This window comes from Primorskyibacter sp. S87, from assembly GCF_049801055.1.
In the GTDB taxonomy this organism is placed as follows: domain Bacteria; phylum Pseudomonadota; class Alphaproteobacteria; order Rhodobacterales; family Rhodobacteraceae; genus JBNAGF01.
Genome location: NZ_JBNAGF010000002.1, coordinates 120,041 through 134,489, shown reverse-complemented (window position 1 = coordinate 134,489; position 14,449 = coordinate 120,041). Strand labels below are relative to the sequence as shown.

Genomic DNA, 14,449 nt, shown 5'->3' with positions numbered 1-14,449 from the left:
GCTTAATGAGCGCCTTCGTAGGCTTCTTCGCCCTCTCCAAGGGTATCCTTGTCGAGGTACTTGTTTTCACTTTCGACGCCTTCGCGGAATTCCAGCCAAGAGCGGTAGAAGAAGGCAATCGCCTGCAGGAAGACCATGCCGGCAAACGCCACGAGCAGGATCTTGAACAGGAAGTAGGCGGTGAACCCGTTGGGGCTGAACCCGATCGTCTCCACGTTCCAGCGCATCGCGCGGGCCTTGAGAACCAATCGGTCCAGAGTGTCGCTGGCCGACGGCTTCGGGACGATCAGGTGGCGCCACATGAAGTACCAGCCATACATCCATGTCAGCGTTGCCATCGGGATCATGAAGAAGATGGACCCGAACATGTCGATCACCTTCTTGGTGCGGAAACTAACTGCCGAATAGATCAGGTCAACGCGGACATGCCCGCCTTGGACGAATGTGTATGTCGCACAGAGCGATACCACCAAAGCGTTGTAAAGTTTGAGCTCTTCAGCATACCAGCTGATGTCGAACTGGAGCGGGATACCAAATCCGATCACGATATCGGGCCGTGTAAAGATCCGCTGCATGAACACGATGATGATTTGTTGCAGCACCATCAGAAGCCCCGCCCAGGCAAAGAAACGCCCGACCGTATTGGCGAAACCTTCCAGAACGCGCACACATCCCCACATGAACGGCCGGTGCAGCATCCCGACGACGGTAAAGACCAGAACGATGGTTGTGACGGCAAAGAAAAACTCGACCGATCCGCCATAATAGACAAAGCGCATTACTGCCTCTTTGTCCGACCAATCCAGCCAGAGCGACGGATGCGTCAAGGCGTATCCGATATTGTAAAAAGCTTCGGCTATGTGTTGCAGCACCCAAAGCACGCCATTCCAAAGCGTACCAAGTGCCGAGCCGAAACTGGCAGAGCTCTCTTCCTGCATGGTGTCCCCCATCTGGCCCCGTTCAGGGTCTCACTCCCTCGACGTCGAAACGCCGAATGGGAAGCCCGGCGATGGCCGGACCTCCCCTGTTTCGGTTTCGCTGGCTTAGCCGCCCAGAACGCGGATACGCTGCTGAACGTAGTAGCCGTCCGACTTGTTGATCCAGCCTGCCGAAGTCGCGAGCGACTCTTCGAAGGACTTGCGGATTTTGGCGAACAGTTCGTCGCCCATGTTCTCGTCCATGACCTCGGCCGAAGCTTTGCCGAACGCATCCCAGACGTCGTCGGTAAACTGCAAGGTTTTGACACCCTGAGCCTGCAGACGCGACAGTGCGGCACCGTTGTTGGCCAGAGTTTCGGCCAGCTGGTAGTGGGTCACGGCCATCGAAGCATTGCGCAGGATTGCCTGATGCTGCGGTGTCAGGTCGTTCCAGACATCCAGGTTCACAGATGCGGCAAGGCCCGAGCCCGGCTCGTGGAAGCCCGCAGTGTAATAGACCTTGGCCACTTCCTGGAAACCGGCGCGTTCGTCGGCCATCGGGCCAACCCACTCCAGACCGTCCAGCGCACCCGAGGACAGCGCCTGATACAGTTCGCCGCCCGGAATGTTCTGAACCGAGGCGCCGAGCTTGCCGAGAACCTTGCCGCCCAAACCGGGCATACGGAACTTGAGGCCGTTGAAGTCTGCAGCCGAGTTGATCTCGTTGCGGAACCAGCCACCAGATTGCGAGCCGGAGTTACCAGCCAGAAGGCCCTTGAGGTTGAAGATGGTGCCCAGCTCGTCGTGCAGCTCTTCGCCGCCGCCGTGATAGTACCAGTTGGTTAGTTCCTGAGCGGTGCCGCCAAAGGGCACAGCGGTGAAATAGGCATAACCCGGATGCTGACCGATATAGTAGTAATCAGCCGAGTGATACATGTCCGCCTGGCCCGACGACACGGCGTCAAAGACTTCCAGAGCGCCCACGAGTTCGCCCGGAGCTTTCTTTTCGATGGTGAGCTGGCCATCGGACATCGCGCCGACCATCTGCTCCAGATAGCTGGCAGCATCATCCAGAACTGCAAAGCCGCGCGGCCACGATGTGACCATGGTCAGGGTCCGTTTGCCCTGCGCATAAGCCGGTGCCGCCAGAGCGGTTGCGGCAGCGGCTGCACCGCCTGCGGTCGAGGCCTTCAGAAATGAGCGACGATCCATATTATATTCCTCCCACGTGGTTTAGATGCCCGGGCAAGTGCTCCGGGCGGATCGTTTCGGTGACGGCAAGCCTAGCGATGCGGTTACATAAGGGAATACCTACTACTGCGTAGAAATCGTCATTTCGGGCAGAAATTGGAGTAATCAGGCGTTTCCAATCTGGGCCATCCCGCATTTGGGTGACGCCACTCCCCTGCTAAAAAATGCATCAGAACTTTGCCTTTTTTGCGATTCTTGCCTATCGATTCGGGGATGCACTGGTTCCGCTCGATATTTCGGCCCAACTACGCGCAGAAGCTGTCGCTTCTGGCAACGCTGCCTTTGATGGCGGCCGTTGCGGCGATCGCGGTTCTGGTGGCGCACCAATCGCGAACTCTGGCCGAACGCGAGATCGCGCAGTTGGAAAACCAGCTGATCGAAGCAAAGAAAGCCGAGTTGCGCAACTATGTTACCCAAGCGCGCAACGGCTTCTACTTTGTCTATGGGTCGGCCGCCCCCGACGACGAAGAGGCAAAACAGCAGGTAATGCAGATCCTGTCAGCCATGATCTACGGCGAGGAAGGGTTCTTCTTTGTCTATGATTACGAGGGCACCAACCTTGTCAGCCCGCGTCAAACCGAAATGATCAATGGTCAGTGGCTTGCCTATGAAGACAGTGAAGGAACACCGGTGGTGGCCGAGTTTCTGAGGACCGCGCGATCGGGCGCGGGCTATGTCGAACATCTCTGGCCCAAGCCATTAACCGGAGAAGAGGCTCGCATGATCACCTACGTCACCTCGTTCCCCAGCTGGCGTTGGGCGGTTGGAACAGGTGTCTTTATCGATGACGTGCTGGGGTCTGTCGCCGCGGCACGGGCCGAGGTCGAAGCACGCGTGCGACGCACTTTCATCTATATCGGGGCCATTACACTGGCTGCGCTTCTGGTGGTGTTCATCTCGGGAATGCTCATCAATATCCGCGAAAGACGCCTTGCCGATGTGAAACTAAAGGAACTGACCCAGCGCGTATTCGACGCCCAGGAAGAAGAACGCGGCCGCGTTGCGCGTGAATTGCATGACGGGATCAGCCAGATTCTCGTCGGTGTACGATTTGCACTCGACAATGCTCGCCGGCGGCTGTCCCGCGGCGACAATTCGGGGGCCGAAGCACCGCTCGACAAAGGGATCGAGAACCTCGCCTCCGCAATCACCGAAGTGCGCCGGATCAGCCGCGACCTGAGACCGGGCGTGCTTGATGATCTGGGTCTGGGGCCCGCTCTCAAGGCTTTGACCGATGATTTCAGGGAACGCACCGGTATCGAAACTGAATTTGCCACCGTGGTGTTTCGCAACCGGCTCGACCAAGATGCCAAGATCGCGCTGTATCGGATCGCGCAGGAGGCGCTGACGAATATCGAACGACATTCCGAAGCAACACGGGTTACAATCGATCTGCGCGGGCACAAGCGCGGAGCCACCATGCGGATTTCCGACAATGGGCGTGGCCTGCCCCGCTCTCACGGGGCCGGAGGGTCCGGCCTTGGCCTTCGCAACATGCAGGAACGTATCGAGCAGCTTGACGGAGACCTGCGGATTCTGTCATCACGCAGCGCACAAAGCGGAACCGTGATCGAAGCACGGATACCACTCAGCCATCTGTTGCCGCCCGAGGAGGAGGCGGTACCGAAACGGGAGGCCGCGACATGACTGAGCAAACCGACAGACAGATCCGTGTTCTGATCGTGGATGATCATCCAATGGTGGCCGAGGGCATCCAGTCGATCCTTGAAAGCTATGACGACGTCGAGGTTGTCGGCACTCTGGGCAACGGCCAGGACGCAGTCGATCGGGCCGGAGAGTTGAAACCCGACGTGATCCTGATGGATCTGAACATGCCCGGGCTGGGCGGGCTCAGCGCCACCGAGATCCTGCTGGAACGCGCGCCTGATACCAGAATCCTGATCCTCTCCATGCATGACAGTCCCGAATACATCTCGACCGCTCTGGGTCACGGGGCGATGGGTTACGTGCTCAAGGACGTGCCCACCGACGAGATCAAGACAGCAATAGATACCGTAATGAAAGGCGCACGTTACCTTTGCACCGGCGCCAAGGGATCGCTCAAGCCCAAGGACGGCGAAATGCGTGAGGCATTGACCGGGCGCGAGCAGACGATCCTATTGCAGCTGGCCCAGGGAAAGAGCAATAAGGAAGTTGCTCAAGCTCTTGATATATCAGTTAGAACTGTCGAAACCCACCGCAAGAACATCAAGCGAAAGCTGGGTATTTCATCGACTGCGGGCCTGACCCGTTATGCGATGGAACACGGCGTTCTGCAGGGAACCGGTGTGGGGCTCTGAGCCCGCCGCGATCGTATCCTTGACTGATGCCGATGTCAGTCGTGGTGTTCTGCCGTCGTCCACAGGATGCCCGTCAACTGGCGAACTGCCCTTTGGATACACCACAATCGCAAACGCATTCCCACCGAGATCGAACACGGATTTGGCCGCAATACCCCCAAATTGGACCTTTCTCCACGTCGAGGAAGCAGGCAGCAACGTTTCGACAGCATACACTCCGCCCATCAGGCTCGAGACCGCATTCGGATTCGCGGATATTTCGTCGCACCCCATGCTTGACGCAAGAAAATGACCCATTTTGGCGCCTCAGGGTCAGAAATTTCTCCCGATTGCCTGTTGACGCCCTGTTCTGCCCCACATAATGTCGCGCGGAAGCACTAAAGGAGCCGGTGGTAATGACCACTCTAGTCGTAATCGTAGGAACCACGCGCATGGGCCGGTAACGGTAAACCATTTTCGACCCCATGCGCCTCCGAAGTTTCGGGGGCTTTTTTTATGCTGATGAATAGAAGAGACGCAGAAGACGATGTCGCCAATGGAGCTAAGCAGATGACACGTGAAATGACTGGCGCAAAGATGGTGGTTCAGGCCCTCAAGGATCAGGGTGTGGACACGGTATTTGGCTATCCAGGTGGCGCTGTGCTACCGATTTATGATGAGATCTTTCTGCAAAACGATATCCGCCATGTTCTGGTGCGTCACGAACAGGGCGCCGTCCATGCCGCCGAGGGATATGCCCGTTCAACCGGTAAGCCGGGCGTGGCACTGGTGACCTCGGGCCCCGGCGCCACTAACGCCGTGACTGGTCTGACTGATGCCCTGATGGATTCCATTCCGATCATCGTTCTGACCGGTCAGGTTCCGACCTTCATGATCGGCTCGGATGCGTTTCAAGAGGCCGATACCGTTGGCATAACCCGGCCCTGCACCAAGCATAACTGGTTGGTGAAGGACACCGACAAGTTGGCGGACACGATCCACGAAGCCTTCCATGTGGCAACGGCCGGCCGCCCTGGCCCGGTTCTGGTCGACATTCCAAAAGACGTGCAGTTCGCGACCGGCGACTATGCCCCGCCAAAGCCCTCGACTTCGCATTATCAGCCGATGGTCAAGGGCGACATGGAAGAGATCACGGAACTGGTCGCTGCGATGGAAACCGCTAAGAAACCAGTGTTTTACACTGGCGGCGGTGTGATCAATTCTGGCGACGCCGCCAGCCAGCTGCTGCGGGAACTGGTCGAGGCAACCGGGTTTCCCATCACCTCAACCCTGATGGGGCTGGGTGCCTATCCGGCCTCTGGAAAGAATTGGCTCGGAATGCTGGGGATGCACGGCCTTTTTGAGGCCAACATGGCGATGCACGACTGCGATCTTATGATCAACGTCGGCGCCCGTTTTGATGACCGGATCACCGGCCGGGTCGACGCGTTCAGCCCGAACTCGATCAAGGCGCATATCGATATTGACCCCTCTTCGATCAACAAGGTGATCAAGACCGATATCCCGATTGTCGGCGATGTCGCCCATGTTCTGGAAGATATTCTGAAAGTCTGGAAATCCCGTGGGCGCAAAACCGATGCAGCCAATGTTCAGGCATGGCACGCCAAAATCGATGAATGGCGCAACGTCAATTGCCTCGCCTTCACCAACAGCGAGAAGACCATCAAGCCGCAATATGCGTTGCAGCGTCTTGAGGAACTGACCAAGGGCCACGACAGGTATGTCTGTACCGAAGTGGGGCAGCACCAGATGTGGGCCGCGCAGTATCTTAACTTTGAAGATCCGAACCGATGGATGACTTCGGGTGGGTTGGGCACGATGGGCTATGGCTTCCCGGCTTCGATCGGCGTTCAGATGGCACATCCGGACGCATTGGTAATCAATGTTGCCGGCGAAGCGTCGTGGTTGATGAACATGCAGGAAATGGGAACAGCGGCGCAGTATCGTCTGCCCGTAAAGCAGTTCATCCTCAACAATGAACGGCTTGGTATGGTGCGCCAGTGGCAGGAGTTGCTGCATGGCGAACGATATTCCCACAGCTGGTCCGAGGCCCTGCCCGATTTCGTCAAGCTGGCCGAAGCCTTTGGCGCCAAGGGAATTCTTGTATCCGATCCCGCTGATCTGGATGACGCGATCATGGAGATGATCGAGTATGACGGCCCGGTCATCTTCGATTGTCTGGTCGAAAAGCACGAAAACTGCTTCCCGATGATCCCATCAGGCAAGGCGCACAACGAGATGCTGCTTGGTGAAGCCGAGACGCAGGGCGTCATCCAGTCCGGCGGCGCGGTTCTGGTTTAACCGGTTCAAACTGATCTTCCGGGGCGGAACCGACGCCCTGGCCTCATGAGATGAAAGAAAGGGAAAAAATGTCCGCCCTAAGCATCAAGAAAGGCTCGACCCGTCACTCGGCCTACAACCTGCGCCCGACATTCTCTGACGTCCAAGAGCGTCACACACTGGCAGTCCTGGTTGAAAATGAACCGGGCGTGCTGGCCCGGGTCATCGGCCTGTTCTCGGGCCGTGGTTACAACATCGAAAGCCTTACGGTGGCCGAAGTGGACCATACCGGGCACCTGTCACGTATCACTATTGTGACAACCGGAACCCCACAGGTCATCGAACAGATCAAGGCTCAGCTTGGCCGTATCGTTACCGTCCACGATGTCCACGATCTGACGGTCGAAGGATCCTCGGTCGAGCGGGAACTGGCCATGCTCAAGGTGGTTTCCAGCGGTGACAAGCGCGTTGAAGCCTTGCGTTTAGCCGACATTTTTCGCGCCAATGTTGTCGACTCCACCCTGAATTCTTTCATTTTCGAGATAACCGGGGCCCCAGACAAGATTGATGCCTTTGCCGACCTCATGCGTCCGCTTGGCCTTGCCGAAATAGCCCGGACAGGCGTTGCGGCCCTGCTTCGCGGCGACTGACCAGCGCGCTACCCAACCGACGACTCACAGTTCGCAAACCTGAAGATCGCCCGGCCCGAATTTGGGCCGGGTCTTTTTCTGCGCCGGTCACTACCTCCAGCATCTATGGGACGGCAAATCTGCCAACCACAGGAGCGACTAGTTCAATACCCGTCATCCGATCTCAAAACTTGCACAGATGGCTTGCATTTTTTGCGTAGCGCCTTAGCGTACAGTCACTCCATAGCGTCATACTTGATGCTCTCTGGTATCACACTTAGTTTCCGGCGTCATTTCGGCAGCCACCACTCACGTCCATCCGCTTGGGTTCATGGCCAAGCGGATCCGAAAACCGGGAAATGAACATGGCCAGAGCGGCAAGATCACCCGATGAATTGCGCAGCATGTTTGGTGAAAACCTGCGCATCCTGTCGAAACCCTACCCTTCGATTTCTGATCTGTCGCGACAGTTGGGCATCAACCGCACACAGTTCAACCGTTACCTGTCCGGAGAGAGCTTTCCGCGCCCTGATGTGCTTGACCGGATCTGCAGCTTCTTCAAAGTCGACGCCCGCATAATTCTGGAACCGGTATCTTCCTTGAATCTGGACGGGCAGGTCCTCAACGGCCCATTCCTCGCTGAGTTTCTTGGGACCGGACTGACCGAAGTTTCTGAGGCGAGTTTCCCCTCGGGCTTCTACCAGTTCTCCCGCCGCAGCTTTGTCGATGAAAGCCGTTTCCTGATGGGCCTCATCTACATTTTTCGGGAAGATAACTTTACATATTTACGCGGTTACGAGGCGCGGGAAGCGTTGAGCCAGCTCAACATGCCGCTGGACGCAAATACGCGGGAATTCCGCGGATATGTCACGCGCCAGGAAAATGGGATCGCCTTTGTTGTTTCGCGCAGAAATTCAATGACTTGCTCGTTCAACTACCTGTCTCGTGCAGAATCCTTCGAGAACAATTTCTGGGCGGGCTATGTCACGCGCTCGCTGCCGGAGTATAACAGTGGCAACCGGGCCGCCCGGTTGGTCTATGAGCATCTTGGACGCGATCCGTCCAAAGTCTTGCCCGCTGCCCGTCGGTCCGGGTTCTGCACCGAAGAGGAACTTCCCGCTTATCACCGCAAGCTGTTGCAGCCGGATCAGCCTTTCCGGTGATCCGGCCCGCAGGTTCTGCCCTACCCGGCGGTGCCAGTACCCGAGGCAAGCCTGTAAAGGTGCCACGTCGCATGCCCAAGCAACGGCAGGACGACAAAAAGACCGAGAAAAAACGGCAGCAGCGCCAGAAAAGTCAACACAGCGACCATAAAGGCCCAGCCAAGCATAGGGATCGGGTTGTTCATAACGTACTGAAATGAAGTGATCATTGCCGTGACAAAATCCACCTCGCGGTCCAGTAGCAGCGGCAGAGACAGCACCGTGATCATGTAAAGAAGCAGCGCAAACAGCGCCCCCGCGATGCTGCCAACCAACAACATGAGGATTCCATTTAGCGTCAGGAATACCTCAAACGAGGTTGAAATGTTGGTCATTGTCGACAGGCCAAGGAACAAGGCAAAGATCATGTGCCCGATAAAGAACCAAAACAGAAACACCACAATGATGATCGCACAGATAGACGGCAACTGCCTCCGGCTCTGCATTAGAACGACGCCGAAAATGGATTTGTAATCAAGAGGTTCTCCAAGCTCCAAACGGTGAGATACTTCGTAGAGCCCGACCGCAGCAAACGGACCGATGAGGGGAAAGCCGATTGCGGCCAATACGAGCCAGAAGGTTGTTCCTGTCTCTGCGGTCAGCCACGCCATCGCCCAGCCGCCCAACACGTAAAACCCCGCAAAAAGCATTCCGAACAGCGGTGCTTTGCGAAAATCGCGGCACCCGCGACCAAGCGCCTCTCTCAGCATTGCAAAGGTGGCGGGCTTCAGCTCCGGCACCCCAAATTCCTTTTCCATAAGTCTCTTGTTCCTCCCGTTTCGGCAGTCGTTCTAAACTGGCGGCCTCTTTTGCGGCCATTCTGTCGCGGCATGATACGCTTTTCCAAGGGCCAGAATGGCCGCATCGCTGCCGCGAGGGCCAAATATCTGCACGCCCCCCGGCAACCCGTTTATCGCCCCAAACCCTGCCGGAACAGCCAGGCACGGCAGTCCGATCAAACTCACCGGAGTGACGACCTGCATCCAGCGATGATAGGTATCCATCCCCTGCCCCGCGATCTCGGTCGGCCAGGGAAGATTGACGTCAAACGGCCAAACCTGCGCAGTTGGCAGAACCAATGCGTCGTAGGTTTCGAAAAGCTGCGCCGCCCGACGGAACCAGTCTGACCGGATCTCGCTGGCACGGTGCACCTCCATCGCACTCATCGACAGGCCCCGCTCGATTTCCCATATCGCACTGTCTTTGAGCGGCTCTCCCCGTTCCATCATCGGGGCGAGGCTTCCGGCGATACTCCATGATCGCAGCGTAATCCAACTGTCCCAGATCAGATCCGCTTCGAACGGGGCAGCGATATGCTCCACACTTGCCCCGAGGCTTTCGAACACGGACAGAGCCTCCTGTGAAAGCTCCAGAATTCCACCCTCCATCGGGAAACAGCGCTGCCAATCACCCAACCAGCCGATCTTCAAACCTCTGATAGAACGATCTTTTATTGGAAATGTCGGAGCGGTTGCCTGTCCAAACGGTGACCGGTGATCCGGCCCGGATATCACATCGAGGAACAAGGAAATATCCTGTGGGCTGCGCGCCATCGGGCCGAGTGTCGACAATTGGTGCAGGAACATTTCTCCCTGCGGCTCGGATGGCACAAGCCCCCAACTGGGCCGGAACCCGTAGACGTTGTTCCAGCCGGCCGGGTTGCGCAGGCTGCCCATCATATCCGAGCCGTCGGCCAGCGCCACCATGCCCGTCGCCAGAGCAACTGCGGCACCGCCGGAAGATCCGCCGCATGTCAGGTTGCGGTCATATGGGTTGCTGGTGGCCCCATAGACCGGATTGAACGTATGGGATCCCAAGCCATGCTCAGGCACGTTGGTCTTGCCGATCAAGATCGCTCCTGCCGCCCGCATTCGTGCGGCAATCAGGTCATCAGATGTCGGCACTGCGTCCTTAAGGGCCGGCGAACCTTGTGTTGATGGGATCCCGGCCACATTGACCAAATCCTTGACCGCAATGGGTAATCCATGAAGCGGACCGCGCACAGGCCCTTGGTCCGCAGCTTGAGCTTCGGCCATCAGGTCGGCAACATCCCGCAGTGCTACAATGGCGTTGACGCCCGGGTTCACCTCAGCGATCTGTTCCAAGGTCTGCTGCATGAGGTCAACTGCGGAGACTTGCCTCTGGGACAGGGACTTTGTCAATTCGTGTGCGGATGACCGTATCAATGTAGTGCCCTTCCCAGTGTAGCTTTACGTCAACCTAGCCGCCGATTGCTCTCACATAAAGCCGGGCAATGAATGTATCTTTTAGCTAAGCTCGTCACAGTTTTTCTGCGGCGGAACAAACTCCGCTCGCTGGCGGCTCTCTTTCAATTTCCCCGGAGGAAACAACACATCCATATGTATGGAAGTTGTTTCCAGTTATGCGCTGAATTTTAGGAATTTTGACCAAAATTCGGCCATTTACGGCGGAATCACGGCACGTCTGCTAGATTTATCCACAGGCCTGTCACGTGATGTGGCCGGTTGATTAGGGTTCGACGGGGGCGACGGATCCGCAGGTTGCTGGCGAGTTCTCCATGGGGATCGGAATCCAGATAGTCTATGCCGTTGTCCCGGGCCCGATTACCATCGGCACGCCCGCCAATGATAATATCTTCCTTCCCGGAACCGGCACCAATCGTGCAAAGGCTCTTGAGGGCAACGATCACCTTTATGGAACCGAAGACCAGGATGCCATGCTCGGCGGTGGCGGCAACGACCTTCTGCGCGGTCGCGGCGGCGATGACGGGCTCGATGGCGGCGACGGGCAGGATGCGCTGATTGGCGGCGATGGGAATGACAGTCTGTTCGCGGGTGGCGGGAACGATATTCTGGCAGGCGGGGCCGGTTCAGACCTCCTTTACGGTGAAGATGGCTCTGACTTTTTGTTCGGTAACGACGGCCACGACTACCTGAGCGGGTTGTATGCTGATGATTTTGTATTTGGGGGCAGCGGCAGAGACACGTTGGACGGCGGCGAGGGGCACGACTTCCTTTTCGGGCAGACGGATAATGACGTGCTCATCGGTCGAGAGGGCCAAGATACCCTGTCTGGCGGTGCCGGAGCCGATTTCATCACCGGCGGAGACGATTTTGACCTGATTTTCGGAAACTCCGGAGACGACACGCTCCACGGCGGAACAGGGGCCGATACGATCCGCGGCAACTCCGGCAACGACATGGTCCGAGGCGGCAATGACGCAGACCTCATCTTTGGTGGCATTGGGGACGACTTCATTTTCGGCGAACGTGGGGCCGATCGGCTACACGGTGGGGACGGTCAGGACCGGATTTTGGGTGGCGGCCGCGAAGACACTCTGATCGGGAATGCAGGCGATGATTGGCTTGCCGGCAATGACAATGACGATGTTCTCCTTGGTGGAAAGGGTGCCGACACGATCTGGGGGGACAATTCGGATCACGATGGAAACGGTGCCGATCGCATCGGCGCCGGTCGTGGCGACGATCTCGTGTTTGGAGGAATGGGCAGCGATCAGATCTTTGGCTCTTTTGGACACGACCGATTGAACGGCGACGCCGGGCAAGATCAGATCCACGGTGGGATCGGCAATGACACGATTTCCGGCGGTGCAGACAACGATCAAATCCGCGGCGGACGCGGCATGGATTGGATAAAGGGGGACGCAGGCTCCGATGTGATCCTTGGTGGCATCGGATCTGACATCCTTGACGGCGGCTCTGGCACGGACCTGATCAGCGGCGGCATTGGGTCCGATCTGATCCTCGGAGGTGACGGCCATGATACGCTGAAAGGGAACATCGGGGTGGACGAGCTTCGCGGCGGTTACGGCAGGGATATTTTGATTGGTGGGAACGGAAATGACGGCCTTGTCGGTTTCGACATGATTGCCGGCACCTGGGCACGGGGAACGCTGGCCGGCATAGGCGATCCGGCATGGCCGCCCGATCATTTTTCCGATAACTATCAGCAGTTTGGCGGCCTGTTTGGCGGAGGTGGCCGAGACGTATTGGTCGGCGGCAAAGGCGATGACTATCTGGATGGCGGCTCCGGAAGTGACCTCCTGTTCGCGGACGCCGGGCAAAACGTGTTGCGGGGCGGATCCGGCGGCGATGATTTTGTATTCGGCCATGTGCAGGACGGTGTCGACGTCACTCACTTTGGGGAAAACCTGGTGGTCGATTTCAGCCTGACCAACAGCGACGTTCTGGTGTTCCACACAGAGCATCGTGGCAAGTTGAGCGCGGACATATCGGATCGCGATTTGCTTTTGACATCAAATGACGGAAGCAAGGTAAAGGTCCTTAATGCACTGAATAGCTTTGACTATCTCGATCCTGATGATCCCTACTACAATCCGGATGGGCTGATGGATTTTTTGACATCACCGACGCTCTCAGGCGGTCCGCTCATCACGTTCCGGGACAGATCGGTCGAGAGTTTCGAGATTTCCGTTGACCCAATCGAACACATTGTCATCGACAGGCCCACTGCCCACCCTTTGACCGGAGAAATTCCGCTGGATGACACTCAGATCGGCACAACATTGTTCAATACGACGCAACAGGAAATCGCCGACATGTATCTGGATGAACGGCAGAATTTGGCACTCGACGGTGGAGACCTGAATTATTGGTTAGGCGCGCAGCAACTTAATGATCTAATTTGATTATTCGAATTGCAGATCTTGCTGGGCGTTAGTCCCCTTGCGCCTCCGAGCGGCTCTTTCCGGCAACGTTTAATGCGAGCGTCGCCGCCATGAAGCCATCGAGATCACCATCCAGCACGCCCTTGGTGTCAGACGTCTCGTGGTTGGTGCGCAAATCCTTAACCATTTGATAGGGCTGCAGAACGTAAGAGCGGATCTGGTTGCCCCAGCCGGCATCGCCCTTGGCCTCATGTGCCGCGTTGATCTCGGCATTCCGCTTGTCCAGTTCCATCTGATACAGGCGCGACTTCAGTGCTTTCATGGCAATGTCGCGGTTTTGATGCTGCGACTTTTCCGAACTGGTCACGACGATGCCGGTAGGCATGTGCGTGATCCGCACCGCCGAATCCGTGGTATTGACGTGCTGGCCACCTGCCCCGGACGACCGGTACGTGTCGATACGGATTTCGGCCGGGTTCACTTCGATCTCGATGTTGTCATCAACCACCGGATAGACCCAGACTGACGAGAATGAGGTATGCCGCTTGGCCGCCGAGTCATACGGCGAGATCCGCACCAATCTGTGCACCCCGCTTTCCGATTTCAGCCACCCATAGGCGTTATGGCCGGAGATTTTGTAGGCTGCGGACTTGATACCGGCTTCGTCACCGGCGGATTCCGACTGCAGCTCAACCTTATAGCCCTTCTTTTCGGCCCAACGCACATACATCCGCGCCAGCATCGACGCCCAGTCACAGCTTTCAGTTCCCCCGGCGCCAGCATTGATTTCGAGGAAAGTGTCGTTGCCGTCGGCTTCGCCATCCAGAAGCGCCTCAAGCTCTTTCTTGGCGGCTTTGTCCTTTAGGACCTTCAGCGAGTCTTCGGCATCCCGGACAACTTCTTCGTCCTCCTCCATTTCGCCGAGTTCGATCAGTTCGACATTGTCGTTGAGATCCGTGCTGATCGCGTCATACGTAGCCATGGCATCAACCAGCAACTGCCTGTCACGCATCAGTTTTTGTGCCGCCTCCGGGTCGTCCCACAAGTTCGGGTCCTCGACCCGGGCATTGAATTCCTCCAGCCGATGAGGCGCGGTTTCCCGATCCATACGCTGAGCCAGCAGCTCCAGCGATTTTTCGATCTCGGTCACGATGTTCTGTGTTTCGGCGCGCATGGGTCCGTCCCGGCTTGATCAGTCAGACCTGCCTGATACCAAGACGAGAAGCGCATCACAAGACGA

The 14,449-nt window shown here is 57.2% G+C and carries 11 protein-coding genes; 6 read left to right on the top strand and 5 right to left on the bottom strand.

Features of this window, described 5'->3' with window-relative positions; genetic code table 11:
• Positions 1–2: 2 nt before the first annotated feature.
• Complete coding sequence (locus ACP15U_RS04050; protein WP_425043860.1) at positions 3–938, bottom strand: TRAP transporter small permease subunit; 936 nt, start codon at positions 936–938, stop codon at positions 3–5.
• 105 nt (positions 939–1,043) lie between these two features.
• On the bottom strand, positions 1,044–2,129 hold the full coding sequence (locus ACP15U_RS04045) for a TRAP transporter substrate-binding protein (RefSeq protein WP_425043859.1): 1,086 nt from the start codon (positions 2,127–2,129) through the stop codon (positions 1,044–1,046).
• Positions 2,130–2,381: 252 nt separating this feature from the next.
• Between ACP15U_RS04045 and ACP15U_RS04040 the strand changes: the two genes are divergently transcribed.
• The 5 genes from ACP15U_RS04040 (at position 2,382) to ACP15U_RS04020 (ending at position 8,540) form a co-directional block, all read left to right on the top strand.
• Entirely contained in the window at positions 2,382–3,815 is a 1,434-nt protein-coding gene (locus tag ACP15U_RS04040) for a cache domain-containing protein (RefSeq protein ID WP_425043858.1), read from the top strand.
• Positions 3,812–4,468, top strand: a complete 657-nt coding sequence (locus ACP15U_RS04035; RefSeq protein WP_425043857.1) for a response regulator transcription factor — start codon at positions 3,812–3,814, stop codon at positions 4,466–4,468. The genes ACP15U_RS04040 and ACP15U_RS04035 overlap by 4 nt, the downstream gene beginning before the upstream one ends.
• A 549-nt stretch (positions 4,469–5,017) precedes the next feature.
• Positions 5,018–6,769 (top strand): acetolactate synthase 3 large subunit, encoded by a 1,752-nt coding sequence (locus ACP15U_RS04030; protein ID WP_425043856.1) that lies wholly within the window; start codon positions 5,018–5,020, stop codon positions 6,767–6,769.
• Between the two features lie 68 nt (positions 6,770–6,837).
• Positions 6,838–7,398 (top strand): acetolactate synthase small subunit, encoded by a 561-nt coding sequence (gene ilvN / locus ACP15U_RS04025; protein WP_425043855.1) that lies wholly within the window; start codon positions 6,838–6,840, stop codon positions 7,396–7,398.
• Between the two features lie 344 nt (positions 7,399–7,742).
• Positions 7,743–8,540, top strand: coding sequence for a helix-turn-helix domain-containing protein (locus ACP15U_RS04020; protein WP_425043854.1), 798 nt, complete (start codon positions 7,743–7,745; stop codon positions 8,538–8,540).
• 20 nt (positions 8,541–8,560) lie between these two features.
• Here ACP15U_RS04020 and ACP15U_RS04015 read toward each other — a convergent pair whose 3' ends face one another.
• Positions 8,561–9,337, bottom strand: a complete 777-nt coding sequence (locus ACP15U_RS04015) for a DUF2189 domain-containing protein (RefSeq protein WP_425043853.1) — start codon at positions 9,335–9,337, stop codon at positions 8,561–8,563.
• Between the two features lie 33 nt (positions 9,338–9,370).
• Entirely contained in the window at positions 9,371–10,765 is a 1,395-nt protein-coding gene (locus ACP15U_RS04010) for an amidase (protein ID WP_425043852.1), read from the bottom strand.
• Between the two features lie 353 nt (positions 10,766–11,118).
• Between ACP15U_RS04010 and ACP15U_RS04005 the strand changes: the two genes are divergently transcribed.
• Positions 11,119–13,230 (top strand): calcium-binding protein, encoded by a 2,112-nt coding sequence (locus ACP15U_RS04005; protein ID WP_425043851.1) that lies wholly within the window; start codon positions 11,119–11,121, stop codon positions 13,228–13,230.
• Between the two features lie 28 nt (positions 13,231–13,258).
• Here the strand turns inward: ACP15U_RS04005 and prfB are convergent, their stop codons facing one another.
• Positions 13,259–14,383 (bottom strand): peptide chain release factor 2, encoded by a 1,125-nt coding sequence (gene prfB, locus ACP15U_RS04000; RefSeq protein ID WP_425043850.1) that lies wholly within the window; start codon positions 14,381–14,383, stop codon positions 13,259–13,261.
• Between the last annotated feature and the right edge of the window lie 66 nt (positions 14,384–14,449).

Excerpts from the sequence above, each read along its gene's own strand:
- ACP15U_RS04050 (WP_425043860.1), bottom strand. The coding sequence starts at position 938 with ATGCAGGAAGAGAGCTCTGCCAGTTTCGGCTCGGCACTTGGTACGCTT.
- ACP15U_RS04045 (WP_425043859.1), bottom strand. The coding sequence starts at position 2,129 with ATGGATCGTCGCTCATTTCTGAAGGCCTCGACCGCAGGCGGTGCAGCC.
- ACP15U_RS04040 (WP_425043858.1), top strand. The coding sequence starts at position 2,382 with ATGCACTGGTTCCGCTCGATATTTCGGCCCAACTACGCGCAGAAGCTG.
- ACP15U_RS04035 (WP_425043857.1), top strand. The coding sequence starts at position 3,812 with ATGACTGAGCAAACCGACAGACAGATCCGTGTTCTGATCGTGGATGAT.
- ACP15U_RS04030 (WP_425043856.1), top strand. The coding sequence starts at position 5,018 with ATGACACGTGAAATGACTGGCGCAAAGATGGTGGTTCAGGCCCTCAAG.
- ilvN (WP_425043855.1), top strand. The coding sequence starts at position 6,838 with ATGTCCGCCCTAAGCATCAAGAAAGGCTCGACCCGTCACTCGGCCTAC.
- ACP15U_RS04020 (WP_425043854.1), top strand. The coding sequence starts at position 7,743 with ATGGCCAGAGCGGCAAGATCACCCGATGAATTGCGCAGCATGTTTGGT.
- ACP15U_RS04015 (WP_425043853.1), bottom strand. The coding sequence starts at position 9,337 with ATGGAAAAGGAATTTGGGGTGCCGGAGCTGAAGCCCGCCACCTTTGCA.
- ACP15U_RS04005 (WP_425043851.1), top strand. The coding sequence starts at position 11,119 with ATGGGGATCGGAATCCAGATAGTCTATGCCGTTGTCCCGGGCCCGATT.
- prfB (WP_425043850.1), bottom strand. The coding sequence starts at position 14,383 with ATGCGCGCCGAAACACAGAACATCGTGACCGAGATCGAAAAATCGCTG.